Source organism: Micromonospora sp. SL4-19 (assembly GCF_047921475.1).
Lineage (GTDB): Bacteria > Actinomycetota > Actinomycetes > Mycobacteriales > Micromonosporaceae > Micromonospora.
This window is the reverse complement of the sequence record NZ_JBLROB010000001.1, coordinates 22,601-49,082: the sequence shown is the minus strand read 5'-3', so window position 1 is coordinate 49,082 and position 26,482 is coordinate 22,601. Positions and strand designations below refer to the sequence as shown.

The following is a 26,482-nucleotide window of genomic DNA, read 5'->3' as shown; positions in this document are numbered from 1 at the left end:
TCAGTACGCCGCGGTGAAGCGCGTGTTGCCGAACCGCGGGTTCTCGATCTCGTCGACGATCGCCACCGCCAGGTCCTCGTAGGTGAGCACCGACCGGCCCTGCGCATCGGTCACCGGATGGTCGGTGCCGGTGCGGTAGTGGCCGGTCCGCTCGCCCGGATGGAACTCCAGCGGCGGCGGGGAGACGTACGTCCAGGTCACCCCGTCGGCCGCGGAACGGTACACGGCCAACGCGTCGGCCTGACCCAACGCCGAGTCCCGGTATTCCGCGGGGAAGTCCGGCTCGTCCAGGTACGGGGTGCCCTTCGGCGTCAGCAGCGTCGCCCCGCCGCCCATGTGGATCACCCGGGGCGGGTCGGGCAGCTCACGGAGCGTGTCGACCAGCGTCCGGGCGGCGTCGCGCCACAGCTCCCGGTCGCCCCCGCCGATCGCCACCACGAACACGTCGGCGTCCTCGGCCAGTTCGCGGGCGCTGTGCGCCGAGGTCGCGTCGCCGGTCACCGTGCGCACCCCGGCCGGCAGGTAGCTGGTCGCCTCCGGGCGGCGCACCGCCGCCGTGACCCGGTGCCCCCGCTCGACAGCTTCGGCGGCGATCCGCGACCCCGCGGTCCCACCGGCGCCGAACACGACGATGTTGCTCACCTGACCGCCTCCCGCCCGACGTGTCCCTCGCCCCAGGCTAGAAAGGTGGACGCCCGGCCGGTGCCGTAACGGCGATCCCGGCCGGGCGACGAGCCGGGTCAGTCGATCAGCGCGGAGTAGACGAGCTGGCGCAGCTGCGAGCGCAGCGGGTACGTGCTGGACGGCATGAGCTGGGTGAACAGCAGCGCGGTGACCTCCTCCACCGGGTCCACCCAGAACGCGGTGCTGGCCAGCCCACCCCAGTAGTACTCGCCCACGCTGCTCGGCACCCGGGCCGGCACCGGGTCCAGCACCACCGCGAAGCCGAGGCCGAAGCCGATGCCGTCGAGCACCGTCTCGGCGAAGCCCTCCGGCTCGAACGAGGCCAGGTCGCGCCCGCCGGGCAGGTGGTTTCGGGCCATGAAGCGCACTGTCCGGGGCGACAGCAGACGTACGCCGTCCAGCTCGCCGCCGCGCAGCAGGAACTGGGTGAAGCGGTGGTAGTCGGCGGCCGTGGAGACCAGCCCGCCACCGCCGGAGAACCAGCCCGGTTCGGTCAGCGCGGCGCGGCCGATGCCGTCATGGCGCGTCGCCTGTCCAGTGGTCGGGTGCGGGGCGTAGAGCGCGGCCAGCCGCTTGGCGTCCGGCTCGTCGACCCACCACCGGGTGTCGGTCATGCCCAGCGGCCGCAGGATCCGCTCGGCGAAGAACGCGTCCAGCCGCTGCCCGGAGATCACCTCGACCAGCCGGCCCAGCACGTCGGTGGAGACGCCGTAGTTCCAGCTCGCACCCGGCTGAAAGAGCAGCGGCAGCCGGGCCAGGCCCTCCGACGCCCCCGCCAGGTCCGTGCCCGGCGGCACCCCGAGGTCGAAGCCCGCCGCCCGGTACAGGCCGTCGACCACCGTGCTCTGGGCGAAGCCGTACGTCAGGCCGGCGGTGTGGGTGAGCAGGTGCCAGACCCGGATCGGCTCGACCGCCGGCACCGTGTACGGCTTGAGCACCGACCCCTTGTCGTAGACCCGGACGTCGGCGAACTCCGGCAGCCAGCGGCTGATCGGGTCGTTGAGCTCGAGCCGGCCCTCCTCCCAGAGCATCATCGCGGCGACCGAGGTGATCGGCTTGGTCATCGAGTAGATGCGCCACAGGGTGTCCGGCTCGACCGGCGCGCCGGCCTCCCGGTCCCGCAGCCCGTAGGTGGCGGAGTGGGCGATCTCGCCCCGGCGGGTCACCACGATCTGCCAGCCGGCGAGCCGGCCGTCGTCGACGTACCTGCCGAAATGCTCGTCGATCCGCGCCAGCCGCGCGGGGTCGAAACCGATACGGGTCGGGTCGGTGCTCACTGCGACGCTCACGCCGCCGAACCTACCGGTCGGTACTCCCACCGGGAAGTGTCGGCGGGCACCACTAATCTGGCCTGATGCCGGAGCCGACTGAGGACGCCACCTACCGCCACGAGGACTGGTACGCCGAGGAGTTGGCCGATCGGCACTTCGTCCGCTGCTCCTTCTTCCACGTCGACCTCACCGAGGCGGTCAGCCAGGGAGCAGTCTTCACCGAGTGCGTCTTCGGCAACGTCGCCTTCAACGCCTCCCGGCACACCGACTCGGCCTTCACCCGCTGCACCTTCAAGCGGTGCAACCTCTTCGAAGCCGAGTTCACCGGCTGCAAGCTGGTCGGCAGCAGCTTCGACCAGTGCGACCTGCGTCCACTGCGGATCAGTGGCGGCGACTGGTCGTTCGTGGCTCTGCCCGGCGCCGACCTGCGCGGGGTGCGGGTCACCGACGTCCGCATGCGTGAGGTCGACCTGACCGGCGCCGACCTGACCGGGGCCACCCTCACCGGGCTCGACCTCTCCGGCGCCCAACTGCACGCCGCCAAGCTGATCCGCGCCGACCTGCGTGGCAGCGATCTGACCGCCCTCGACCCGACGGTCGTGGAGCGGGCCGGGGCGATCGTCGACGCCGAGCAGGCGATCGTGCTGGCCCAGGCGCTGGGCTTCGAGATTCGCTGAGTCACGGGCGAAAGTCGCCGTACGCTGTCAGGTTTTCCTGCCAGGCTGGCCCGCATGGCATGGTGGTCCGACCTGGTGGCATCCGAACCCGACTTCGCCGCGCGCGTGCGCGCCCGCTTCGCCGTCCGCAAGCACGGCACCATGGCGACCCTGCGGCGGGACGGCTCGCCGCGGATCAGCGGCACCGAATTCGACTTCACCGACGACGGCCAGCTCCGGCTGGGCAGTATGGCGGGCGCGCTCAAGGCGCTCGACCTGCGGCGCAACCCGCGCGTGGCGCTGCACAGCCCGACCGAGGACACCCCCGAGGACGACCCGGCATCGTGGGGCGGGGACGCGAAGATCGCCGGGTTGGCGCACGAGGAGCCGCCGGCCGCGGACGGCTCGCACCGGTTCCGGATCGAGTTGACCGAGGTGGTGCTCACCCGGGTCGGTGACCCGCCGGACCACCTGGTGATCGAGAGCTGGCATCCCGACCGGGGCCTGCGGCGGCGCGAGCGGCGCTGACCGCACGTTGCCGCGCGCTGGAGACCGGCCGCGGGTAGCGTGGGCGCGACGCGTCCGCCGACGACCCGGGAGGCACGGATGACCGCGAGCGAGCAGGTCCAGGACAGCCCCGAGGGATGGGTCGCCGACCACATCCAGCGGTACGTGGAGACCGCCGGCGCGGAGGGCCACGAGTGGCGGCCGGGCGTCTTCACGCTGCTGCTGACCACCCGTGGTCGACGCTCCGGCCAGCTGCGGCGCACCGCGCTGATCTACGGCCGGGATGGTGACGACTATCTGGTGGTGGGCTCCCAGGGTGGCGCTCCGCAGCACCCCGCCTGGTATCTGAACCTGCTCGCCGACCCCCAGGCGCGGGTGCAGGTCGGCGCGGAGACGTTCGCCGCCCGCGCGCGTACCGCAACGGCGGAGGAGAAGCCGCGGATGTGGCGCACCATGACGGCCATCTGGCCGGCGTACGACCAGTACCAGGCACAGACCGACCGGGACATCCCGGTGGTGGTGCTGGAACGGGTCTGACGTCTCCTCACCTCGCGGGTAATCGACCTGGCACGGGTCCGGCGGCAGAATTCGTGCCAGGCCCTGCGCCGTGGAGTCGGCGCATGTCACCGGGGAGGAACCAGGCTCGCGCCTGGTCCCCTGTCCGGGGGAGTCAGTCCCCTCCCGCTCGTGAGGGCCCGTGGGCGCGGCGGCGCCAGGGTGGACGTATGACGCTCACCGTGCCGCCGTCGACCACCGCCACCCGGCACCGTTCCGCCTGGCTGGCGTACGCCGCCGTGGCCTGGGCGATCGGCTACGGCGCGCTGCGCGCGGCCTGGGCGGTGATCGGGCACCCGTCGTTCGGGCCGCTCGGGACCGACCTGGTGGTGGTCACCGGCTGGTGGTCCGTGGCGCTGCAGGCAGGCGCGGTGGCGGTCGGCCTCGGGCTCGCCCGGGCCCGTGCCTGGCAGCCGGGGCTGGTCGGGGCGGCCTGGGCGGTCTGTGGCGCGGTCCTGCTCTCCTGCGTGCTGCTCCTGCTGGATCTGGTCGGTTTCCTCATCCTTCACCTGAGCCCGGCGTTCACCCTGGCCGGATTCCTCAGCCGGGCCGCAGCGCTCACCGGCGTCCTGCTGCTGCACGCGGCGGCGCTCGCGCACCTTCGCCGATTCCGCGGGGACTGTGGCCGGTGCGGCCGGACTCGCGAGTCCGGTGGACCGGTGCCGCGCTGGGCCCGGATCGCGGCGTGGGCAGCCGCCGCCGGTTGCCTGGTGCGGCTCGCCGCCCAGGTGGCGGTGGGGTTCGGGGATCTGCCGCTGGCGCAGGGCGCCTCGGTGGTGGCGTTCGAGGTGGGGTTCCTGCTCGCCGGAGTGCTGCTGCCGCTGGCGTTGGTGTACCGGTGGGGGAGGGTATGGCCGCGGTGGGTGCCGCTGCTCGCCGGCCGTACGGTGCCCCGCCTGGTGCCGCTTGTGCCGGCGGTCGTCTTCGCGGTGGGGCTGGTCGCCTACTTCGGCGTCGGCCTCGCCCAGCTCGCCGTCGAGACCGCGACCGGCACCGTCGAATTGGGCGACGGGCGCTACCCGCTGGCCTTCTTCTGGTTCGCCGAGTCCGGCTACTGGGCGTGGGGCTGGGGGATGGGCATCGCCGCAGTCGGCTATCACCTGCGGACCCGTCAGGCCTGCCGGCACTGCGGTTTGTGACGCCGGGACGAGGTGCCCGAACCCGACCCAGTACCCCGGTGGGCGGTCCCGGAAACGCTGGTCCGGCACCCCTGTCACCCGTTCGTGGCGGGATGTGGCGGCCCCGATGTCGACTGACTCCGCTCTATTTGACGGATGCCCGAACAGGGGGCACCGTAGGCCATGAGGGGGAGCTCGACCTGCCCCGATTTGTACGGCGAAGGCCGATTCGCCGCCCAGGGTCCGGGTCCGGCCGCACGCGAGCCGCGTCAACCCGTCCGTGATCCCGAAGCAGCCACGAGGAGTTCCGCCATGCTGACCATGACCGAAAACGCCGTCCTGGTGATTCGCGACCTGACCGAGCAGCAGGACGTCGCCGATGCGGGCGGGCTGCGCATTGCCGCAGACACCTCGGCCGGTTCGCTCTCCATCGAGCTGGTGCCGCAGCCGACGCAGGGCGACCAGGTGGTCGACAACCAGGGGGCGCGGATCTTCCTCGACTCCGACGCCGCCCAGCTGCTCACCGACACCTCCGTCGACGCCACGGTCGACGAGGAGGGGATCGTGCAGTTCGGCTTCACCAGCAAGGAGTGACCGCGGCGGCTCACCCGGCGCGACGGGTCTCCCCGCCGCGCTGCGTGCGGCCGGAGCGGCCCCGTTCGGACGTGCCCCGGCCGGCGTGCCAGGGCTCGCCGGCCTGATCCCGCTGGGGGCGGGGCAGGGTGGCCAGCACCTGCGCCAGGTGGTGCGACGTGCTCCAGGCGATCCAGTTGGCCGGCGAGCCGGCACCCGCGCCGTGCCGGGCCCGCCGCAGGATCTCATGGTCGCCCCAGGAGAAGCCGGCCCCGGCGGCCGGCCAGTGCGGGGCCGACACGAGCGTGTGGCACAGGTCGGCGAAGCGTTCGTCACCCCGGCCGCCCCGGCGCGACCAGCGGTAGATCCACCACGCCCCGTCCGTGGTGTACCGCAGCGTCGGCAGCCGGTCGGCCGGCCCGTCCGGGCCCGGCGCCGCGCAGGCGACGCCGTAGTCGCCGTACCCGACGTCCAGGTCGGACAGTCGCTGCCACAGCTGCCAGTCGAAGCGGTCGAGGCGTACCGGCTCGTCGGTGGGGAGACGGGCCAGCGTCGCCGGCATCCCCCCGGCGACCACGGTGACCGAGCGCCAGGCGTGCCGGCGGGACCAGGCGGCCAGCCGCCGGATCCGGGGCTCGGCCAGCCGTACGTCGGCCGGGCAGCACACGTCCCCCGCGTCGATGAGCAGGTCGCACTGTTCCGGCACCAGCCGGACGAGCCGCCAGACCCGCTCCACCGCACTGGTCGTCGCGTCCGGGCCGGCCCGGACCTGTCCGGTCCGCAGCCGCACCACCGCCCGCCCGGCGTACGCCCGCGCGGCGACGCCGTGCGCGACCAGCCGCCGGTTGCTGTCCGCGAGCCCGATCACCGGCACCAGCGGTACGCCCCAGCGGACCAGCTCGCTCTCCGAAGTGTCCGGCAGCGCCGAGACGTCGACGGCGGGGAGCAGCCCGGCCGGCAGCCGACCGACCTGGTCCGAAGTGGCCGGATCGCGCGCGTGGAGGTCGAGAACCGGGGCGAGCAGCGAAGCGGTGGCCTCGTCGAGATGGGCCAGCGCCTCCAGCTCACCCCGGCGGGCGACCAGTATCGGGCGGTAGATCGCTTCCGCCGCCCGACCATCGTGGACGCGCACCATACTTCAATTTGACATCCTCTCCCGCTTAAAGGCGAGAGACTCCCGCGTCCAGCGCCGTACGTCGCCGGCGCTGGGTGGGTGGTCGACAGGACGCTTTTCGACTCCTGTCCCGGACTGCCCGCCCGGTGAGTGGGGACACCGCCTCGGTGGCGTCCCGGATGTTGATTGCTGCGTTCACGTCAGCGTTCGCCTGGTATCCGCAAGACCCGCACCGGAACGTCGCTTGGCTTTTGCGGTTGTTCCGATCGGTGTTCCCGCAGCGGCTGCACCGCTGGGAGGTGAACGCGGCTGGCACCTTGACGATGCGGGTGCCGGTGGTGCGTGCCCGGTTGGCTAAGGCTGTCTCGAACAAGCCCCAGCCTTTGTCGAGGATCGCCCGGTTCAGGCCGGCCTTCGCGGCCACGTTGATGCCGGGCTCGGCGATGGTGCCCTTCGCGGTGGCGGTCATAGCCGAGATGTTGAGCCGTTCCAGCTTGACGGTCGCGTGCTGGGCGCAGAGACGGTTCGCGGCCCACATCACGAAGTCACGGCGCCGGTTACGGATCTTTACCTCGGTTCGGGCGATCTCGGCACGGGCCTTACGGGCCCGGTTCGAGGTCTTCCCGCCATGCTTGCGGCGGGCGGCCTCCTGCCGGCCGGCCTTCGACTTCAGCCTGGCCAACTCCCGCTCCTGACCCGGGTTGGTGAACGTGCGGTTCCACATGCGCCCGTCGGACATCGCCACGGCGACCTTGACACCGCGGTCGACGCCGACGACCGTGCCGGGCCGGGCGTGCGCCTCGGGCGTCTTGACGCCGGCATGGACGCCGAACCCGACGTGCCAGGCAACACCGTCGAAGGACACCACCGCGTTACGGGCTGTGCCGCCCAAGGGGCGGGACCACCGGAACTTGACATCGCCGATCTTCGGCAGGCTGACCACGCCCCACCGGCGGTTGACCCGCCGCACCGCAATTGCCTGACCCGGGAACGGGACCGACAACTGCGCCGACTTGCGCTTGCGTGTCGGTGGCCCGGCTGGATGCTGCGGATTCCACCAGTTGCGGTACGCCTGGTCGAGGTGGCGCAACACCTGCTGGCCGGACTGTGCCGGCAGGTCCGCGACCCAGTCGAGTTCCTTACGCGCCTGAGTCAGGTAGGCGCACTGCGCGGTGACCCCGAGGGTGACCTTGCGCTGCTGCCAGGCGAACTGGCGCTGCTCCAACGCGGTGTTGTACAGCCAGCGGCACGTGTGCCCCCACGAGGCCAGGCGCTGCGCCTGTTCCTGCATGGGATTAAGCCGGAACCTGCGGCCCGTGTCCGCCTTCACATTCCACATCATACACTTGGTTTCATGACCGCCGATGACCCGATTCGCGCCGGCAGACACTGCACCTTCCTGCTTCACGCCCACTTGGTTTTCGTCACGAAATACCAGACACGCGTCTTCACCGACGAACACCTGCACTACCTCGAACAGGTGATGCGGGAGGTATGCGAACAGTTCGAGTGCGAACTGGTCGAGTTCAACGGCGACGACAACTTCGTCCACCTGCTGGTGACCTTCCCACCCAAGGTGGCGCTGTCGAAACTGGTCAACTCCCTCAAAGGCGTGTCCTCGCGCTACCTGCGCCGCGACTTCCCCGAGATCCGCCGCTACTTCTGGCGGGGCACCCGGCTGTGGTCCGGGTCCTACTTCGCCGGCTCCCTCGCAGGCGCACCCATGACCGTCCTGCACCAGTACATCGAACAGCAGAATCGGCCGGCGTAGAGCACGCTTGGGCCTTGACGGCCCTCCCGCGCGGGCCTTCACCCCGCACCCCCGCCCTAAAGGGCGGAGCCTGACCCGCATCTCGGTAGCGGGCTGCTCACGTTCCCTCCCCGGTCCGCCGTGACGGCACGTACCGCCAGCCGCGCCTATGCTTGATCACCATGTCCGCCTTCGACGCCACCGCCCCGGCCCAGGTACGGGCCGAGTACACACTCACCGTCGACGACCTGATCGACGGGGGCGTCGCCGCGAACCGGGTGGCCCGCCGCCCGTGGTACCTGCGCCGTCCCTTCGGGTACGTGGTCGGTGTCGTGGTCGGCCTCGCGATCGTGGTGTCCGGCGGCCCTCCTGCGACCGGTGACCGCTGGCTGTCGGCGGCGGTGCTTGCCGTTGTCGTCGTGGTGGCACTCGGCGTGGCCTACCTGGTGCTCCGGCTGCTGGACCCGGCGAAGCTCACCCTGCGGTGGACGTCCCGGCAGCTGATCCGGGGCAATCCGCAGCTGGCGCATCCGTTGCGGGCCGCCGTCGGCGATGACGGCATCCACGTCGCCTCGGCCACCGGCGACACGACGGCACGCTGGGCCCAGTATCCGTACCACGTGGAGACACCGCGCTCGTTCGTGCTGCTCGCCTCGGACCGCATCGGGACCACCGTGTTCGTGCTGCCGAAGCGGGTGTTGGAGGAGACCGACGTGGCCGCGCTGCGGGCGCTGCTCGCCGCGCACACCCGACCGCTCGGCTGATCGGCGGTAACCACCCGCCGACCAGGCCGCGCCGCACCACGCGCTGATCCGTCGGGGTCCGGGCAGACCAGGCCTGCCCGGACCCCGACGGCGGTGACGGCCCATTCAGTCGTCGCTGCCGGTGCGGTCGCCACCGTGGTCGTCGCTGCGGCTGCGGTCGCCGCCGTGGTCGTCCGACCGGGTGCGGTCGCCGCCGTGGTCGTCGGCCCGCTTTCGCTCGGTCTCCACCACGGTGCCGTCGCCCCGGTCGACCTTGACCTCGTACCTGGTGTCGCCCTTGACGATCTTGACGCTCCACACCCGCGCGCCGTGCTCCAGCTCGGCCTCGATCTCGACGATCCGGCCCCCGCCGATACGGGCGAGCGCGGTCTCGCCGGCCTGCTTCCGGCTCACCGCCCCGCCGGCGGTCCCGGGAGTGCCCGCGGTGCGGCTCGGCATGGCTGCGGCGGACGTCGCGTCGTCGTCCGGCTTGGGGTTGTCCTCGGTCGTCGAGCCGGCCGTCGCGGCGGCGAGCGCACCGGGCGCCGTCCGGTCGGCCGTGGTCAGGCCCAGCGCCGCACCGCTCACCGCCAGCACCGCGGCCCCGCCGGCCGCCGCCAGGACCAGGGAAGTCCGTCGCATCATCTCCACCTTTCCTCGGTTGTGTCGTCGAGGATCGGTCCCGAGTGGATAGCGGCGCGCTGCCCGAGGGCTAAGCCTGGGTTAAGGCCGCGGCGGCCCGAGCCGGAGCAGCACCACCGCCCCACCGCCGGACCCGGCGTGCAGCTCCAGCTGGCCGCCACTGGTTCGGGCCGCCCGGTCGGCGATGTCCAGGCCGAGCCCGGTCGACCCGGCGTGGCTGGCACCCCGCCCGAGGGGTCCGGCCGGCATCCCCGGACCGGAGTCGGCGACGGTCAGCGCGACCTGTGCCGCGTCCGGGACGAGCCGTACGGTGAACGGCGACCCGTCCGGCGTGTGGGCGAAGACGTTGCCCAGCAGCGCGTCCACCGCCGCGGCCAACTCGTCCTCCGGCACCGCCACCGGCAACGGGCCGGGCGCGAGGTCGAGGGTGACCGTGCGGCCGGTGTCCTCGGCCAGCACCGACCAGAACGCGACCCGCTCGCGGACGACTGTCGCCGCGTCGCAGCCGGCCCGGCCGTCCGGTGCCGAGCTGCGCCAGCGGGCCTGCCGGATCAGGCCGGTGACCGCCCGTTCCAGACCGTCCGCCGCGGCGGTCAGCCGGGCCGCGTCGTCCGGGTCGCGCAGCGACTCGGCCTCCAGCCGCAGGGCGGTCAGCGGGGTACGCAGCCGGTGCGACAGGTCGGCCACCTGCTCCCGCTCGTCGCGCAGCAGCACCTGGATCCGCCCGGCCAGATGGTTCAGCGCGCCGGCGACCTCCCGTAGCTCGGCTGGGCCGGCCGGGGTGACCCGGGCGTCGAGCTCGGCGTTGGCGAGCCGGTGGGAGACCGCGGAGAGTTCGGTGATCGGTCGTACCAGGGTGCGGGCCAGCCGGTCGGCGACGACCAGCCCGACCAGCACCAGGAGCACGCCGAGCAGGGCCAGCACCAGCCAGGCCCGGGTCACCCCGGCGGTGAGTTCCGACCGGGAGACCAGCGTGCGGATCACTCCGGTCCCGTCCGGGCGGCCCTGGACCGCGATGACCACCTCCCGGCCGTCGTCCGACGCGGCGGTCAGGCTCTGCCCGCGCGTGGCGAGGGCCACCGCGGGCGTCCGTGGCGCCGGCGCGCCGAGCACGGTGCCGTCGGGCAGGAACACGCTGACCGGTCGGCCTTCCGCGGCGAGCTGCTCGACGGTCTGCCGGATGGTGTCCAGGTCGGCGGTGCCGACCACCGGTACCAGGCGCTGCGCGTCGGCGGTGGCCCGGACGGTCGCCCGGTCGGCGGCGACGGTGCGCACCAGCAGCGCGAGCGGCACCAGGAAGGCGGTCAGGATGAGCACGCTGACGGCGGCGACGAGCAGCGCCAGCCGGCCCCTCACCGGATGGCTCCGGGAGCCTCCAGCCGCACCCCGACCCCCCGCACGGTGTGCAGGTAGCGCGGCTCCTGGGCGCTCTCGCCCAGCTTGCGGCGCAGCCACGACAGGTGCACGTCGACGGTCTTGTCGGCGCCGCCGTACGGGATGTGCCAGACCTCGGTGAGCAGCTCCCGTTTGGTGACCACCTGCCCGGGCCGGCCGGCGAGGTGGTGCAGCAGGTCGAACTCGCGCGGAGTCAGCTCGACCGGGACGGCGTCCAGGCTCACCTGCCGGGACCGCGGGTCGATCCGCAGCCCGCCGACCACGAGCACCGGGTCCCCGGCCTCGGCGTTGCCGGCCGTCCGGCGCAGCACGGCCCGGGCCCGGGCGTCGAGCTGCGCCGCGGTGAACGGTTTCACCAGGTAGTCGTCGGCGCCGGCGTCGAGCATCCGGACGATTTCGGCCTCGTCGTCCCGCGCGGTGGCCACGATGACCGGCACCGAGCTGACCGCGCGCAGCATCCGCAACAGCTCACGACCGTCCAGGTCGGGCAGTCCCAGATCGAGCACGACGAGGTCGGGCCGGTCGTCGAGCGCGTCGCGCAACCCGGTCATCGCGGTCGAGGCCGCGGCCACCGCGTGGCCGCGCTCGCGCAGGGCCCGGATCAACGGGGTACGGATCGTCAGGTCGTCCTCGATGAGCAGCAGCCGGGCCACAGGTTGCACGTTAGTCGGCTGGGATCGTCCGGGTCAGTCCCCGTTCCCGTTGCCGATCGGATCCGATCTGGTCCGGGTCGTTGGCGTGCGGGACGGTTGGGTCCTCACACGTCGTCGTTGGGCTAAAAGCGCGGTTCAAGCTGGTCGGATCGAGGGGTAGGCGGTGCGGACAGCCGGGCCGGGATGATCGTTTGATTCGGTCGGGACCAATGTCCGCCCTGTTACCACCGATCTTGACTCCCGACAGAGAGGTGGATCACACTTCCGCCCAGCTGTGGCAAGCCGAGGTCGTGCCGGAACACCCCCGATCAATCGGCCCTCGGGACCCCCGTCGCCTGGAAGGACTCTCATGAGGAGTACAAGAAGAACGATCAGAGCGGGCCGCCTGGTGGCCCTGGTCGCGTTACCGCTGGCACTCGCCTTCAGTGCGCCCGGCATGGCGATGACGTCGGACAGCGGGGTGGCCCCCGACCGGTCGTCGAGCGATGAGCAGAACGGCGTCGGCCTGATGCGCATCGTGGTCGCCGACAAGTCGGGGATCGACCGGCTCAACGAGCTGGGCGTCGACCTCGCCGAGTACGTCAAGCCGGTCGACAACGGCATCGAGGTGCACGCGATCCTCAGCCCGGGCGAGAGCCAGGCGCTGCGGGACATGGGCTTCGACGTGCAGGACGCCATCTCCGACCAGGGTGACTACGCGGCGAACGTGGCTGAGCGGGCCGCCACCATGCGGGCCGTGCAGGCCCTGGCCGCCAGCACCGACACCTTGAACGTGCTGCGGGCCGAGTGGTTCACCAGCCTCGACAACCAGCTCTTCCTCAACATCGAGGTGAAGTCGAGCGCCGGCACCGACTCGACCACGGCGCTGACGGCGAGCTGGGACAGCGGAGCGGGCACCGAGATCGGCTCCGGCGGGACCGCCGCCATGAGCCGGTTCACCGACGCCGGCCAGTACATGTACCACCGGTTCAGCAACCCGGTGGCCATCAACGCCGCACCGACCAAGGCCACGATCACCAGCAACAAGGGTGGCTCGGTCACGGTCGACGTGAGCAAGTGGCTGGGCAGCCCGCGCAAGGTCACCGGTGACCACCCGTACGTGTCGGACTTCGTCGACCACTACATGGACCCGACCGAGGTCACGGCGCGGTTCACCTCGCTGGCCGCGGAGTTCCCGAAGCTGACCCAGCTGATCGACCTGCCGTACAAGACGAACGGCTACCGGCGCCAGGCGCAGGCGCAGTTCGGCACCGCAACGGGGAGCATCGTCTACGTCACCTCGAAGGCGTACGGCTCCGAGGGCGGCAACGACCTCAGCATGTCGTTGGTCAACCCGGGCGCGGCGAACGCCCCGCTGACGGTCGGCGTGTCCGGCAACTCGGTCACGGTGCGCCTGGCCACCAACGGTTCCGGCACGATCACCAGCACCGCGGCGCAGGTCGTTGCCTCGGTCAATGGCAACGCGGACGCCGCCAAACTGCTCACGGCGAGCACCTACCGGGGTAACGCCGGTGCCGGCGTGGTGGCCGCGGCCGCGGCCACCAAGCTGACCGACAACCTGAAGGCGCCGGCGAGCGTGTCCCGCGACCCGTTCCAGATGAAGGTGCTGCGGATCGGCAAGCACCGCGACGGCTCGAAGGTCGGCGTCTTCCTCTACTGCCAGGAGCACGCCCGGGAGTGGGTGACCCCGCTGGTCTGCGTCGAGTCGGCCGAGCGGCTGCTGCGCAACTACGCGCAGGACCCGAACACCCGCAAGATCGTCGATGACCTGGACATCTTCATCCTGCCGGTCACCAACCCGGACGGCGCGCACTACAGCATGTACGACTACAACATGCAGCGCCGGAACATGACCAACTACTGCCCGGCGTCCTCGGCGGACCCCGCCAACCGCAACGCCTGGGGCGTGGACATCAACCGCAACTTCTCGGTCGGTTCCGTCTACGACGGCTACAACGGTGGGTCGACGAGCTGCACCAGTGACACGTACGCCGGCCCGAGCAAGCTGTCCGAGCCGGAGGCGCGCAACGAGGTCTGGCTGGTCGACAACTTCCCGAACATCAAGCTGTCGATGAACACCCACTCATACGGCGGCTACTTCATGTGGCCTCCGGGCGCGTACAAGACCGCCGGGCGTGAGGTGCTCCCGCGGGTGGACCAGGGCACCGAGGCCTTCTTCTGGACCTCCTCCGACTACATCCTCTCCCGTGTGCAGGAATACCGGGGCACCGCGATCTGGCCGGGTCGCACCGGACCGGTGACCGACGTGCTCTACTCGGCGGCCGGCAACAGCGCCGACGAGCACTGGTACAACCGGGGCATCATCGGCTGGGACTTCGAGGTCGGCGCGGACGTCTACGACCCGAAGACCAAGCGGTTCACCGCGGTCGGGTTCCAGCCGCCGTTCGCCGAGGGACACGAGGAGGCGATGGAGTTCGCCAACGGCAACATCGGCATCCTCGAGGTCGCCCGGGCGTACGCGACGGACAAGATCCAGCCGAAGACCGCGGTGAAGATCGTCAAGCAGGAGCCGGGCGCCACCACCTTCACCTTCACCACCAGCGAGCCGGCGAACGTGTACTACACGCTCGACGGCAGCCGGCCGACGTTCAACTCGCCCAAGCTGGCCCTGGCCGGCATGCGGGAGGGTGTCCAGAACCTCACGGTGAACAGCAACACCACCGTCAACTGGTTCTCGGTCGACATCGCCGGCAACGTGGAGAGCAACTACAAGCCGGACGGCAACGGCAAGAACTACAACAAGCAGACCGTGTCCGTCCAGTAACCAATCTCGATCGAACAACGGTGGCCGTCGACCTCGGGTCGGCGGCCACCGGCCTTGTCCGCGAGCGTCGGCTCGGCCTCGTCCGCGACCACCCCCGATCGCGCCCATCTGCGCTTCTCACCCGGAGCAACCGATGCACACCCACATGCGGCCCGCACCCACGCTGCCGGTCGACCCGTCGCGGGAGGCCGTACGCCGGCGCCGGACCCTGCTGCTCCTGACCCTGATCGTGGCGCCGATGGCCGCGGCGACCCTGCTCGGGATGGCGCTGCTCTGGCCCGGCGGGAAACCGGCGAGCGCCGGCGCCACCGCGAGCGTGGGCAGCCTCAGCCACCCCGAGGCGACAGTGCAGAGTGTATCGACGTACGACTGCCCCGCGGCCAACCAACGGCCCGGCCTGGACGGCAGGCAACAGATGGTGACCTGCGCGTCGGTGCAGGCCACCCTGGAGACCGGGCCGGAGAGTGGCGCCGACGTAGCCGTCGACGTGTCCGCGGAGGCCTATCGAGCCGGCCTCGGCCCCGGCGATCGGATCAAGCTGATACGCGTCTTCAACCACCAGAGCGGCCCGGCCGTCTACGCCTTCTACGACTACTCACGGACCCTGCCCCTCACGCTGCTCGCGGCGGCCTTCGCCGTGGTCGTCATCGCGGTGGCCCGGATGCGTGGGCTGAAAGCCCTGCTCGGGCTCGGCGTCGCCTATCTGGTCATCGTCAAGTTCATGCTGCCCGCGTTGCTGGCCGGCCAATCCGGCCTACTGGTCGGCGTGGTCGGTTCGGCGGCGATCATGTTCGTCGTCCTCTACCTGGCCCATGGCTTCTCGGTCCGGACCACCACCGCGCTGATCGGTACGCTGTTCGGCCTGCTGACCACGGCCGGTATCGGGCTCTGGGCCGCCAACGCCGCCCACCTCACGGGCCTCGGTGACCACGACAGCACCGCGCTCGCCCTGTTCGACACCCGGATCAGCCTGCCGGAGATCGTGCTCTGCGGCGTCATTGTGGCCGGACTGGGCGTGCTCAACGACGTCACCATCACCCAGTCCTCGGCCGTCTGGGAGCTGCACGAACTGGACTCGGCCAGCTCCGCCCGCCGGCTGTTCGGCAGTGCCATGCGTATCGGCCGCGACCACATCGCCTCGACCGTCTACACCATGGCCTTCGCCTACGCCGGCGCCGCCCTGCCCGTCATGCTGCTGATCAACGCCTACGACCGCCCGCTGCTCAACGTGCTCACCACGGCCCAGATCGCCGAGGAGATCGTCCGGACGCTGGTCGCCTCCATCGGTCTGGTGCTCGCGATCCCGCTGACCACGGCGGTGGCCGTCGCGGTCGTCAAGGCCGTCGGAAACGCCACGTCGACCCCCGCCCCGGCCCCCGGCGCGGCACCGGCTCCCACCGGCGTCGCCGGGTGACCCACCCGGCCGAACGACCACGCCGTCGCCGGCGCCTCGCCGGCTCTCTTAACGTTCCCCGGTGCCGGCCTTAACCTTCCCTCGGGGACACTCGGTGCATGGGCCGTCGACCGATCCTCGCCGCCGTCGGGTGGTTGGCCACCACCGTCGCCGCCACGCTCGTCGGGGTGGGCGCGATCAAACTGGTCGGGGAGGGCATCACCGGCACCCCGGGCGGCGTACGCGACCAGCAGGAGGTCGAGCGTGCGCTCGCGTCGCCGGAGCCGGCACCGCCGCGGCCGGCCGACCGTCCCAACGGGAGTCCGACACCGACGGCCGCCCCGACGCCGACCGGCAGCCCGGCGGGGGCCAAACGGGTTTTCACCACCCCGGGAGGCACGGCGACGGCGGAATGCGGCCCGGCCGGTGCGTTCCTGATCTCCTGGTCGCCCGCCCAGGGCTACCGGGTGAAGGACGTCGACCGAGGGCCCGACGACCACGTCGAGGTCCGGTTCATCGGACCCCAGGGCGAGCACGAGCTGAGGGTGCGGTGCGTCGGCGGGCAACCGGTGGCCACCAACCACGACTGACGGCGTCCACGCCCCGGAGGGAAGGCCGGCGCGGACGAGCGCACGGCGCCGTCCGACCGAGGTCGTAACGTCGCCGCGCTCTGGCCGTCTCCCACCACCGCAGCCGTACGGCGGTACGACAGCGGGGACTTGGCTCGACCGGCCCAGCGGGCACCGGTCCTGAGGCACCTGATCCCCGTCCCGGGGGTTTCCAAACCACCGGCAGGTGGCGAATTCCACCATCTGCGCATCGCGGCGTGACCGGCGCGTGGGATCGGGTATGTGCCCGTCATGGAGCATTTCACGATCGCGACCGTCGCCGAGAAAAGCCCGGACTTCCGCCGGGTGCTGTGGACCGGGCGGCACACCCAGCTGGTGATCATGACGATTCCGCCGAACGGGGAGATCGGCGAGGAGGTCCACGAGGACATCGACCAGATCCTCACCTTCGTCAGCGGCACCGGCGAGGCCCGGGTGGCCGGTGAGAAGAAGAAGGTCGTCTCCGGCGATCTGGTGGTCGTACCGGCCGGCACGAAGCACAACTTCGTCAACACCGGCCCCAACCCGCTCGTCCTCTACACCGTCTACGGTCCGCCCGATCACGCCGACGGTGCCGTGCACCGGACCAAGGAGGAGGCGGAAGCGGCCGAGGCGGCCGGCCAGGACCAGCCGCCCACCGACTGAGCCGGGTGGTCACACCTGCGGTACGCCGGAGACGTCCACCGTCTCCGGATACTTCAGGCCCGCGCCGGTGTTCAGCACCACCACCCGCTCGCCGGCCCGGATCCACCCCCCGGCGCGCAGTTGTCGGGCGGCGGTCAGGCAGGCGGCCCCCTCCGGGCAGAGCAGCAGCCCTTCCCGGGCGGCGAAGTCCCGCAGGTCGGCGAGGATCTCCGCGTCGTCCACCGCGACCGCGGTCCCACCGCTCTCCCGCAACGCGGCCAGGATCAGCTCGTCGCCGAGCGGGGACGGCACGGTGATGCCGAACGCCAGGGTGTGCGCGTCCGCCCACGGGGTGGCCCGCGGCTCGCCGGCGGCGAACGCCCGCACGATCGGCGCGCAGCCGGTGGACTGCACCGCCACCAGCCGGGGCAGCTTGTCCTCCACCCAGCCCAGCTCGCGCAGCTCGTGCAGTGCCTTGTGGATGCCGATCAGCCCGACCCCACCGCCGGTCGGGTAGATGATCACGTCGGGCACCTGCCAGCCGAGCTGCTCGACGATCTCGTACCCCATGGTCTTCTTGCCTTCCAGGCGGTACGGCTCGCGGAGCGTGCCGGCGTCGAAGACCTGCCCGCCGGACTCGGCGACCAGCCGCGCCACCCACCGGCCGGCGTCGCTGATCAGGCCGTCCACCAGGCGCAGGTCGGCCCCGGCCGCGACGCACTCGCGCCGGCAGATGGTGGGCGCGTCGAGCGGCATCGCGATGGTGGCGCGCATTCCGGCCCGGGCCGCGTACGTCGCCCAGGCCGCCCCGGCGTTGCCGTTGGTCGGCATGGCGATCCGCTCGACGCCCAGCTCCCGCGCCCGGCTCACCCCCACCGCCGCGCCCCGGGCCTTGAACGAGCCGGTCGGGGTCAGCCCCTCGTCCTTCACGATCAGGTCCCCGATCCCGATCTCCTGGCCGTACGCGGGGGCGCGCAGCAGCGGCGTCCAACCCTCGCCCAGCGTGGTGACGTAGCGGGGATCGGCCACCGGCAGCAGCTCCCGGTAGCGCCACAGGTCGGCCGGGCGGAGGCCGAACTGCTCGGGGGTCACCGCCGCGGCCACGGCGGCCAGGTCGTAGCGGGCCAGCAGCGGGGAGTCGCAGTCGCAGAGGTTCCGCAGGGCGTCCGCCGGATGCTCCCGGCCGCAGCGCGGGCACTCCAGGTGCGTCAGGTGCACGATGGTCCTCAGCTCGTGTCGATGCTCAGCCAGTGCCGGCTGCGCCGACCCGGCTCGTACGGGGAGTCGAGGCGCTTGGCCACCACTCCCGGGAGGCCCTGTTCGCGGGCGGTCCGCAGGACGTCCGCGCCGACGGCCGGGAACCATGGCGGAGTCTGCCAGTGCGGACCGGTGAGCGCCAGACCGTCGAGCAGCTCGCGGCGCCGCTCGTACGGCAGGTCGATGCTGGCCACGCCTTCCAACCAGAGCAGGTCGACGGCGAGGAACTGGCCCTCCCGTCTGGTGGGCGCCTTGACCCGCCCGGCCGGGTCGATCCGGACCAGCACGCCGTCCAGCACCGCCTCGGTCGGCGCCAGCTCCTCGGCCAGCCGGCGCAGCCACGGGTACGTGCCGGCGACGTCCGCGTCCGCCTCGTCGAGCAGCCGCAGCCGGCCGCCCGAGACGTACGCCATCGCCCGGATGCCGTCCCAGCGCAGCTCGTAGCCCCACGCGGCCTCGTCCTTCGGCAGTCGCCCGCCGGGGGTCGGGTGCATCGGGCGGACCAGCTCGGGCATCGGGGTCCAGCCCTGCGGCGCGGGTTCGGTGCGGCGGACCATCCAGTCCCGGCCCCGACCCCCGGTGGCGAACAGCACGTACCGGCCCTTCGTCCGCTTCCCGTCGAGCACCACGATCACCTCGTCGTCGCGCCATTTCTCCGCGCGGTACGTCCCGGTGTCGTGGATGGTCATCCGCCCGCCGCCGTACTCACCGGCCGGGATCTCACCGTGGAAGGTCAGATACTCCATGGGGTGGTCCTCGGTGTGCACGGCCAGGTGGTTGCGGCCGGGATCGCGGGGCAGGCCGCGTGGCACCGCCCAGGAGGCCAGCACGCCGTCGTGCTCCAGCCGCAGGTCCCAGTGCAGGCTCCGGGCGTGGTGCTGCTGGATGACGAAGCGGGGCCGGCGCCGGGAGGTCCGCTTCCGCTGCGGGGCCGGTTCCGGCACCGGCTCAGGGGTACGCGCCGCGTCCCGTTTCCGCCGGTACTCCTCCAGCCGGTCAGCCACTCCCCCATTCTCCGGTACGGCCCGACTGATCGCCCACTTCCCGCCGCTGCTGTCCGTTTCGTCGCGCCGCACCCGGGCGGCGGCATGGCCGCGGCCATCACGGGTAGAACAGCCCCCTTGGCATCTCTCCTCCCACTAAGGGGAGAGGATTCTCTGGGTCGCCCCAGAGCTCTCCTGCTTCACCGCCGACCGCCCCGTCCGGGAGGGTTCCCGTTGAGGTCTTACACCAGCTCCACAGGCAGACACCGCCAGCCCGGCGGCCAGGATGTTGCGTGCCGCGTTGATGTCACGGTCGTGGACGACGCCGCACCGGCACGTCCACGACCGAACATTCAGCGGCATCGTCTCGGCCAGCGTCCCGCAGGCCGAGCAGAGTTTGCTGGACGGGTACCAGCGGTCGACGGTGATCAGCTCACGGCCGTACCAGTCGGCTTTGTATTGCAGCATGGTGCGGAACTGCCGCCAGGCCGCGTCGGAGATGGCGCGGGCCAGGCGGTGGTTCTTGAGCATGTTCCGCACGGTCAGATCCTCGATCACGATCGTTTGGTTGTCACGAACGAGTCGAGTGGTCAGCTTGTGCAGGTGGTCGCGCCGCCGGTCGGCGATCCGGGCGTATACCCGGGCGGCCTTCAGGCGGGCCTTGGCTCGGTTGTGGGAGCCCTTGTCTTTACGGGACAGGTTCCGCTGGGCGCGTGTCAACCGCGCTCGGTCGGCACGCTCGTGCCGGGGGTTATCGATCTTTTCCCCGGTGGAGAGTGTCAGCAGGCTGTCGAGCCCGGCGTCGACCCCGACGGCGCCGTTCGCAGCCGGGGCGTCCGGGATAATGTCGTCGCAGAGCAGGGACACGAACCAACGGCCAGCCGCGTCCTGGGAGGCGGTCACCGTGGACGGCGCCGCGCCCTCGGGCAGCGGGCGCGACCACACGATGTCCAGCGGTCCGGTCATCTTCGCCAGGGTGAGCTTCCCGTCGCGGTAGCGGAACCCGCTGATGGTGTACTCCGCCGAACTGCGAGACTTCTTCTTGCTCTTGAACGTCGGGTAGCCGGCTCGCTTGGCGAAAAAGTTCGTGAACGCGGCCTGCAGATGCCGCAGCGTCTGCTGCAACGGCACCGAGGAAACCTCGTTGAGATAGGCCAACTCCTCGGTCTTCTTCCACGCGGTCAGCATCGCCGAAGTGGCGTGGTAGCTGACCTGTTCCCGCCGCAGCGCCCACGCCTCGGTGCGCGCGGCCAACGCCAGGTTGTAGACCTTCCGGACGCAACCGAACGTGCGCGCAAGCTCGGCGGCCTGCGCCTCGGTCGGGTAGAAGCGGTACTTGAACGCCCGCTTCACGGTCCTGGACAAGACTCACACGTTAGCACGCTTGTTCGGGAACCATGTGGTCGCATGTGGGCAGACGCCCATCCGCCTTGGCAGCGGATTGGCTTCTCCTGCCCTGCTTCGCAAAGGTTCCGTTTCCTCCCCCGCCTGAAGGCGGGGGTATCCACGGGAGGAAGTCGATGACCAGTCCTGAACAGCCCACCGTCCCGCTCTCCGGCGAGATCCGGATGCCGCTGCTCGGCTTCGGCACCTGGCAGGCCACCGGCGAGGCCGGGTACGGCGCCGTGCTCGCCGCCCTCGACGCCGGCTACCGGCACATCGACACCGCCACCATGTACGGCAACGAGCGGGAGGTCGGCCGGGCGGTCAAGGAGAGTGGGCTGCGCCGGGAGGACGTCTTCATCACCACGAAGCTGCCGCCCGAACGGGTAGGCCGCGAGCGGGAGACCATCGAGGCGAGCCTCGCCGCCCTGGACACCGACTACGTCGACCTGTGGCTGGTCCACTGGCCGCCGGCCACGCCCGTGGAGTGCATCCCGGTCTGGCGGGAGATGCTCGCCGCCCGGGACCAGAACCTGGCCCGGGCCGTAGGGGTGAGCAACTACAGCATCGGCCAGATCGACGAGCTGATCCAGGCCACCGAGGAGATCCCGGCGGTCAACCAGATCCGGTGGAGCCCGTCGCTGTACGACCGGCAGGTGCACGCCGCGCACCGGGACCGTGGCGTGTGGGTGGAGGGCTACAGCCCGCTCAAGACCACCGACCTGTCCGACCCGGTGCTGGTCCGGGTCGCGCAGGCGCACGGCGTCTCCCCGGCGCAGGTGGTGCTGCGCTGGCACATCGACCACGAGATCGTGGTGATCCCGAAGTCGGTCAACCCGGACCGGATCCGGGCCAACGCCGACGTCTTCGGTTTCTCGCTCACCGCCGAGGAGATGCGCGACATCGACGCCCTCGGACGGTGAGCCCGGGCGTCGGGGGCGACACCGCGACGAGCAGGGGCGCGACCCGGACGGATCGCGCCCCTGCGCCGTCACGGGTCAGGTCCGCGAACAGGTCGTCCCGTTGAGGGTGAAGCTGGTCGGCGAGGAGTACGTCCCGCTCAGCGTCCCCTGGTAGCCGAAGCTGGTCGAGCCGCCTGGCGTCAGCGTCCCGTTGTAGGCGAGGTTCCGCGCGGTCACCGCGGATCCGCTCTGGGTGACGGTGGCGTTCCACGCGCTGGTGACCTGCTGACCGGCGGGCAGGGTGTAGGTGAGCGTCCAGCCGTTGATCGTCGATGAGCCGTTGTTGGTGATCTGCACGTCGGCGGTGAAGCCGTTGTTCCAGGCGTTCGGGGTGTACTTCACCGCGCAGCCGCCGGTGGGCGGGTTGGTGGTCGGCGGAGTCGTCGTCGGCGGGGTGGTGCCGCCACCGGTGTTCACGCTCTGCGAGAACGAGTTGACCGCCAGGCCCACACCGCCCTGCCACGGCTCGAAACCGGCCTGGATGCTGGTCAGGTACCAGTCGCTGGTGATCGCGCCGCGGTTGCGGGTGTCGTTGACGAACTCCATGACGTCGAAGCTCATGCTGGGGATCGCCGACGACGACAGGTAGGAGATGACGTTGTTCGACCCGTTGCCGCCTCGCCAGACCTGCCAGCTCCGGCCGGCCAGGGTGACGTTGCCGACCGGGGAGCCGATCGGCTGGATGGAGCCCTGCCGGTTGAGCCAGATCATGATCTCCATCTGGTTCACCCCGTCCCGCTTCGGGCTGGGGTCGAGCCAGATGTCGTAGGCGGCGTCGTAGGTCGCGCCGCTGACGTAGTTGTAGCTGATGCTGCTCGGCGCGCTGCTGATGTTCTTCACCTGGACCGGCAGGTTGGTGCCGGGCGAGCAGTTCGTGTAGTGGCAGCCCACGAAGATCGACGGGTAGGAGACCGGCGCTCCGCTGGTGTTCCCCGTCCCGTCCTGCCGGGTGATGGAGAAACCGGTGGAGGTCACGTTGATGCACTGCTGGGCACTGGTGCCCCAGCGGTTGTTCTGCACGACGTACTTGCCACCGACGGTAGTGGACCCGTACTGCTCACAGATCTGGGTGTCGGCGGAGGCGGTGCCGCCGAGGATGACGGCGACGAGCGAACCGGCGGCCAGCAGGCCGGCGGCCGCGAGGGCCCTCAGTGGACGCTTCATGATGCTCCTTGCCTCCGGCGCGGGGGCGCCGGGTTCGGGTCGGGGGTACGGCCGGGAGCGCTCCCATGCGCTAGTGCCACATTTACATGCTTGAAACTCCGGCGCAACCGGACCGGTCAGGTCGATCGCCGGAGGGCATCCCCCGGCCGGTGCGGGACTCCCGCCCGCGGGGCAGGTGGATCGCGTCGAGGAGCGGTGTCTCAGGCCCGATGAGCCCTACCGAACATCGATTGCGGCGAGTAATGTCTTGCCTTCAACGCGTGCCGAACCCCTCCGGAGGCGTACCCCACGATGGGTGGTTCCCCCCTGCGCATCCTCGTCGTCGGCGCGGGCATCGCCGGTCTCGCCGTGGCCCGGGCGCTGCGGCTGGCGGGTTTCCGGCCCGACGTCACCGAGAAGCTGCCGCCGAACGAGCGGGCCGACACCGGGCTCTATCTGCCGGGTAACGCGGCACGGGCACTGCGCCGGCTCGACCTGGACGGCCCGCTCCGTCCGCTCGGCCAGGTCATCCACCGCCAGTGCTTCCTCGACGCGGCCGGCGCCCCGCTCTGCGAGGTCGACCTCGACGCCCTCTGGGCCGGGGTGGGGGAGTGCCGCGCGCTGCCCCGCGCCGAGCTGTACCGGGTGCTGCTCACCGGGGCCGGCGGCGCCGTTCGGCACGGGGCCGAGGCCAACATCGTCGAGCCGATGCCCGGCGGCGTCGCAGTCGGCTTCACCGACGGCACCTCCGGGGAGTACGACCTGGTCATCGGGGCCGACGGCCCACGCTCGGCGGTGCGCACCCTGGCCGCGCTCGGTGGTCCGCCCCGCCCCGTCGGCCAGGTGGTCTACCGCGCGGTGGTCCGTGGCGGCCCGCCGGTCGCCGACTGGACGGCCCTGCTCGGCGAGCGCGCCGGCTTCCTGGTGGTGCCGATCGGCGCCGGGCGGCTGCACTGTTACGCCGACGAGGCCGGCACGGTGGTGCCGGCCGATCCCGTGGCCCGGCTGCACGAGCTGTTCGGCGCCTACGGCGGCCCGGTCCCCGAGGTCCTCGGTGCGCTGGACACGGTGCACGTCGAGCGCACCGAGGAGGTCGAGCTGGGGCGCTGGTTCCACGGCCGGGTGCTGCTCGTCGGCGACGCCGCCCACGCCACCGCGCCGACCCTCTCGCAGGGCGCCGCGATGGCGCTGGAGGACGCCGTGGTGCTCGCCGAGTCGCTGCGCGCCGCCGGCAGCGTGGAGGCCGCCCTGATCGCGTACGAGAGCCGGCGGCGACCGCGTACCCGCTGGGTGCGGGACCGGACCCGGGACCGCAACCGGACCCGCGACGTGCCGGCGGCGTTGCGCGATCCGTTGCTGCGCGGGCGCGGCGGACGGATTTTCCAGGAGCACTACCGGCTCCTGGTGGACCCGCTCTAGGCCGCTCGGCGGGGGGCGATGATCGTAGCCGGCCACCCCACGCGGTGCTGCCACCTTCCGGGGACTATCCTCCTTGCGGATGACGGCTGCGCAACTGACCAGCGCGTGCCGAGCGGGACAACCGAGAACCGGAGGCCATTCGTGACCACCGTCGCACCCAAGCCGGTCGTGACCCGGCCCTGGCCGGTCCGCGAGCCGGTCAAGGGGTCGGCATTCGCGCGGCTGCTGCGCACCACGGACGCGAAGCAGATCGGGATCATGTACATGGTCACCGCGTTCGCGTTCTTCATGATCGGCGGCGCGATGGCCCTGATCATGCGTGCCGAGCTGGCGCGGCCGGGCATGCAGTTCCTGTCGCCCGAGCAGTTCAACCAGCTCTTCACCATGCACGGCACGATCATGCTGCTGTTCTTCGCGACGCCGATCGTGTTCGCCTTCGCGAACTACGTCGTGCCGCTGCAGATCGGCGCGCCCGACGTGTCGTTCCCCCGGCTGAACGCCTTCGCCTACTGGCTCTACCTGTTCGGCGGCACCATGGCCACCGCCGGCTTCATCGCCCCCGGTGGTGCGGCCGACTTCGGTTGGACGGCGTACACGCCGCTGAGCACCGCCGACCACTCGCCGGGCGTCGGCGGGAACATCTGGGTGGTCGGCCTGGTCGTCTCCGGTCTGGGCACCATCCTCGGCGCGGTCAACCTGATCACCACGATCCTGACCCTGCGCGCCCCCGGCATGACCATGTTCCGGATGCCGATCTTCACCTGGAACATGCTGGTCACCAGCCTGCTGGTCATCCTGGTCTTCCCGCTGCTGGCCGCCGCGCTGATGGCGCTCGCCGCGGACCGGCTGATCGGCACCCACGTGTTCGACCCCGCCACCGGCGGCCCGATGCTCTGGCAGCACCTGTTCTGGTTCTTCGGGCACCCCGAGGTCTACATCATCGCGCTGCCGTTCTTCGGCATCATCTCCGAGATCATCCCGGTCTTCTCCCGGAAGCCGATCTTCGGTTACAAGGGCCTCGTCGCCGCGACCATCGCCATCGCGGCCCTGTCGATGAGCGTGTGGGCGCACCACATGTTCGCCAGCGGCCAGGTGCTGCTGCCGTTCTTCAGCTTCCTCAGCTACCTGATCGCCGTGCCGACCGGCATGAAGTTCTTCAACTGGATCGGCACCATGTGGAAGGGCCAGCTCACCTTCGAGTCGCCGATGCTCTTCGCCGTCGGCTTCCTGGTGACCTTCCTCTTCGGTGGTCTGACCGGTGTGCTGCTGGCCAGCCCGCCGTCCGACTTCCACCTGCACGACTCGTACTTCGTGGTGGCGCACTTCCACTACGTGCTCTTCGGCACGATCGTGTTCGCGGTCTTCGCCGGGATCTACTTCTGGTTCCCGAAGATGTTCGGACGCAAGCTCGACGAGCGGCTCGGCAAGGTGCACTTCTGGCTGACCATGATCGGCTTCCACACCACGTTCCTGGTGCAGCACTGGCTGGGCAACGAGGGCATGCCGCGTCGGTACGCCGACTACCTGCCGAGCGACGGCTTCACCGCACTGAACACGGTCTCCACGATCGGCGCGTTCATCACCGGTATCTCGACCCTGCCGTTCATCTGGAACTGCTGGAAGTCGTACAAGGCCGGTCCGGTGGTCGAGGTCGACGACCCGTGGGGTTACGGCAACTCGCTCGAGTGGGCCACCAGCTCGCCGCCGCCGCTGCGGAACTTCGACCGGATGCCGCGGATCCGCTCCGAGCGGCCCGCGTTCGACGTCAAGTTCCCGGAACTGGCCGCCGGGCAGACCCTGGCCGGCCCGCCCGAGGGTGGTGCCAAGCCGCTGACCAGCGAGGCCGACGGTGGCGCCAGCTACCAGGAGGACACCAGCGGCAACCTCGACCGGCGCTGACCCGCTGTCGATACCGCGCGACGGGCGCCGCACCCACCGGGTGCGGCGCCCGTCGCCGTTCCGGCCACCTGCCCCGCCGGCGCGCTCCCGCCATGGGGTGCCGGACGCGGGCACACTCCGCGCGGCCGGCGTCGCCGGCGCGCGGGCCGAGGGGTGACTCCCCGACCGCTACGAACTTGATGACGTTAACGATTCACCTCAACCGGACCGCCTGGCGATCCGTTCACGTCATCAGGTTCGTAGGCGCGACGAGGGGCCAGTCGGCCCGGCATCCGGCAGGCTGGCGTGACGACGCCGCTGGGAGCCGATGCCGCCAGGCGATCCAGCGGCCGGCCACCCGACGATGGCCGCCCTTCTCAGGCAAC

At 71.3% G+C, this 26,482-nt stretch carries 25 protein-coding genes; 14 read left to right on the top strand and 11 right to left on the bottom strand.

The genetic code is table 11. From position 1 onward, the window contains the following. Together ACNAVT_RS00220 and ACNAVT_RS00215 are read right to left on the bottom strand one after the other, a co-directional pair. Window positions 1-642: an NAD(P)-dependent oxidoreductase gene (locus tag ACNAVT_RS00220; RefSeq protein WP_416291628.1), complete on the bottom strand. Its 642-nt coding sequence runs from the start codon at window positions 640-642 to the stop codon at window positions 1-3. Window positions 643-740: 98 nt separating this feature from the next. Further along, on the bottom strand, window positions 741-1,973 hold the full coding sequence (locus ACNAVT_RS00215) for a serine hydrolase domain-containing protein (RefSeq protein ID WP_416291627.1): 1,233 nt from the start codon (window positions 1,971-1,973) through the stop codon (window positions 741-743). Window positions 1,974-2,038: 65 nt separating this feature from the next. On the opposite strand from ACNAVT_RS00215, the gene ACNAVT_RS00210 reads away from it, so the two are divergent. From ACNAVT_RS00210 to ACNAVT_RS00190, 5 genes are all read left to right on the top strand, one after another. Continuing rightward, the gene (locus ACNAVT_RS00210) at window positions 2,039-2,632 is read left to right on the top strand and encodes a pentapeptide repeat-containing protein (RefSeq protein WP_416291626.1); all 594 of its coding nucleotides are present in this window, start codon (window positions 2,039-2,041) and stop codon (window positions 2,630-2,632) included. Window positions 2,633-2,686: 54 nt separating this feature from the next. Beyond that, window positions 2,687-3,139, top strand: a complete 453-nt coding sequence (locus tag ACNAVT_RS00205; RefSeq protein ID WP_416291625.1) for a pyridoxamine 5'-phosphate oxidase family protein — start codon at window positions 2,687-2,689, stop codon at window positions 3,137-3,139. Window positions 3,140-3,217: 78 nt separating this feature from the next. Next, entirely contained in the window at window positions 3,218-3,655 is a 438-nt protein-coding gene (locus ACNAVT_RS00200; protein ID WP_416291624.1) for a nitroreductase family deazaflavin-dependent oxidoreductase, read from the top strand. Between the two features lie 188 nt (window positions 3,656-3,843). After that, complete coding sequence (locus ACNAVT_RS00195) at window positions 3,844-4,812, top strand: hypothetical protein (RefSeq protein ID WP_416291623.1); 969 nt, start codon at window positions 3,844-3,846, stop codon at window positions 4,810-4,812. Window positions 4,813-5,103: 291 nt separating this feature from the next. Next, entirely contained in the window at window positions 5,104-5,385 is a 282-nt protein-coding gene (locus tag ACNAVT_RS00190; RefSeq protein WP_416291622.1) for a HesB/IscA family protein, read from the top strand. 10 nt (window positions 5,386-5,395) lie between these two features. Here the strand turns inward: ACNAVT_RS00190 and ACNAVT_RS00185 are convergent, their stop codons facing one another. Together ACNAVT_RS00185 and ACNAVT_RS00180 are read right to left on the bottom strand one after the other, a co-directional pair. Then, window positions 5,396-6,499: a beta family protein gene (locus ACNAVT_RS00185; RefSeq protein WP_416291621.1), complete on the bottom strand. Its 1,104-nt coding sequence runs from the start codon at window positions 6,497-6,499 to the stop codon at window positions 5,396-5,398. 25 nt (window positions 6,500-6,524) lie between these two features. Further along, window positions 6,525-7,892, bottom strand: coding sequence for an RNA-guided endonuclease InsQ/TnpB family protein (locus tag ACNAVT_RS00180; RefSeq protein WP_416291620.1), 1,368 nt, complete (start codon window positions 7,890-7,892; stop codon window positions 6,525-6,527). On the opposite strand from ACNAVT_RS00180, the gene tnpA reads away from it, so the two are divergent. After that, complete coding sequence (gene tnpA / locus ACNAVT_RS00175) at window positions 7,833-8,249, top strand: IS200/IS605 family transposase (protein WP_416291619.1); 417 nt, start codon at window positions 7,833-7,835, stop codon at window positions 8,247-8,249. The genes ACNAVT_RS00180 and tnpA overlap by 60 nt on opposite strands. Before the next feature lie 161 nt (window positions 8,250-8,410). Next, entirely contained in the window at window positions 8,411-8,992 is a 582-nt protein-coding gene (locus ACNAVT_RS00170) for a YcxB family protein (RefSeq protein WP_416291618.1), read from the top strand. A gap of 105 nt (window positions 8,993-9,097) precedes the next feature. Here ACNAVT_RS00170 and ACNAVT_RS00165 read toward each other — a convergent pair whose 3' ends face one another. The 3 genes from ACNAVT_RS00165 to ACNAVT_RS00155 form a co-directional block, all read right to left on the bottom strand. Beyond that, window positions 9,098-9,613, bottom strand: a complete 516-nt coding sequence (locus ACNAVT_RS00165; protein ID WP_416291617.1) for a PepSY domain-containing protein — start codon at window positions 9,611-9,613, stop codon at window positions 9,098-9,100. Window positions 9,614-9,694: 81 nt separating this feature from the next. Then, on the bottom strand, window positions 9,695-10,969 hold the full coding sequence (locus ACNAVT_RS00160; protein WP_416291616.1) for an ATP-binding protein: 1,275 nt from the start codon (window positions 10,967-10,969) through the stop codon (window positions 9,695-9,697). Then, window positions 10,966-11,661 carry a response regulator transcription factor gene (locus ACNAVT_RS00155; protein WP_416291615.1) on the bottom strand — a complete coding sequence of 232 codons (696 nt, stop codon included), beginning with the start codon at window positions 11,659-11,661 and terminating at the stop codon, window positions 10,966-10,968. The genes ACNAVT_RS00160 and ACNAVT_RS00155 overlap by 4 nt, the downstream gene beginning before the upstream one ends. Before the next feature lie 436 nt (window positions 11,662-12,097). Between ACNAVT_RS00155 and ACNAVT_RS00150 the strand changes: the two genes are divergently transcribed. The 4 genes from ACNAVT_RS00150 to ACNAVT_RS00135 all read left to right on the top strand — a co-directional run bounded on the left by ACNAVT_RS00150 (window position 12,098) and on the right by ACNAVT_RS00135 (window position 17,092). Next, entirely contained in the window at window positions 12,098-14,446 is a 2,349-nt protein-coding gene (locus tag ACNAVT_RS00150; RefSeq protein WP_416291614.1) for a M14 family zinc carboxypeptidase, read from the top strand. 133 nt (window positions 14,447-14,579) lie between these two features. Then, window positions 14,580-15,860, top strand: coding sequence for a YibE/F family protein (locus tag ACNAVT_RS00145; RefSeq protein WP_416291613.1), 1,281 nt, complete (start codon window positions 14,580-14,582; stop codon window positions 15,858-15,860). A gap of 98 nt (window positions 15,861-15,958) precedes the next feature. Next, the gene (locus ACNAVT_RS00140; protein WP_416291612.1) at window positions 15,959-16,429 is read left to right on the top strand and encodes a septum formation initiator; all 471 of its coding nucleotides are present in this window, start codon (window positions 15,959-15,961) and stop codon (window positions 16,427-16,429) included. Between the two features lie 270 nt (window positions 16,430-16,699). After that, window positions 16,700-17,092 carry a cupin domain-containing protein gene (locus ACNAVT_RS00135; protein WP_416291611.1) on the top strand — a complete coding sequence of 131 codons (393 nt, stop codon included), beginning with the start codon at window positions 16,700-16,702 and terminating at the stop codon, window positions 17,090-17,092. A gap of 9 nt (window positions 17,093-17,101) precedes the next feature. Here ACNAVT_RS00135 and ACNAVT_RS00130 read toward each other — a convergent pair whose 3' ends face one another. From ACNAVT_RS00130 to ACNAVT_RS00120, 3 genes are all read right to left on the bottom strand, one after another. Continuing rightward, window positions 17,102-18,289: a threonine synthase gene (locus tag ACNAVT_RS00130; RefSeq protein ID WP_416291610.1), complete on the bottom strand. Its 1,188-nt coding sequence runs from the start codon at window positions 18,287-18,289 to the stop codon at window positions 17,102-17,104. 8 nt (window positions 18,290-18,297) lie between these two features. Continuing rightward, window positions 18,298-19,332 carry a DNA polymerase ligase N-terminal domain-containing protein gene (locus tag ACNAVT_RS00125; RefSeq protein WP_416291609.1) on the bottom strand — a complete coding sequence of 345 codons (1,035 nt, stop codon included), beginning with the start codon at window positions 19,330-19,332 and terminating at the stop codon, window positions 18,298-18,300. Between the two features lie 135 nt (window positions 19,333-19,467). Beyond that, window positions 19,468-20,676: an RNA-guided endonuclease InsQ/TnpB family protein gene (locus tag ACNAVT_RS00120; protein WP_416291608.1), complete on the bottom strand. Its 1,209-nt coding sequence runs from the start codon at window positions 20,674-20,676 to the stop codon at window positions 19,468-19,470. A gap of 155 nt (window positions 20,677-20,831) precedes the next feature. Here ACNAVT_RS00120 and ACNAVT_RS00115 point away from each other — a divergent pair, with 155 nt between their 5' ends. Further along, window positions 20,832-21,617: an aldo/keto reductase gene (locus tag ACNAVT_RS00115; protein WP_416291607.1), complete on the top strand. Its 786-nt coding sequence runs from the start codon at window positions 20,832-20,834 to the stop codon at window positions 21,615-21,617. Between the two features lie 75 nt (window positions 21,618-21,692). Here ACNAVT_RS00115 and ACNAVT_RS00110 read toward each other — a convergent pair whose 3' ends face one another. Then, the gene (locus tag ACNAVT_RS00110; protein WP_416291606.1) at window positions 21,693-22,820 is read right to left on the bottom strand and encodes a GH12 family glycosyl hydrolase domain-containing protein; all 1,128 of its coding nucleotides are present in this window, start codon (window positions 22,818-22,820) and stop codon (window positions 21,693-21,695) included. 291 nt (window positions 22,821-23,111) lie between these two features. Between ACNAVT_RS00110 and ACNAVT_RS00105 the strand changes: the two genes are divergently transcribed. Together ACNAVT_RS00105 and ctaD are read left to right on the top strand one after the other, a co-directional pair. After that, window positions 23,112-24,218: an FAD-dependent monooxygenase gene (locus tag ACNAVT_RS00105; RefSeq protein ID WP_416291605.1), complete on the top strand. Its 1,107-nt coding sequence runs from the start codon at window positions 23,112-23,114 to the stop codon at window positions 24,216-24,218. Window positions 24,219-24,359: 141 nt separating this feature from the next. Next, window positions 24,360-26,117: a cytochrome c oxidase subunit I gene (gene ctaD, locus ACNAVT_RS00100; protein ID WP_416291604.1), complete on the top strand. Its 1,758-nt coding sequence runs from the start codon at window positions 24,360-24,362 to the stop codon at window positions 26,115-26,117. Window positions 26,118-26,482: the final 365 nt, after the last annotated feature.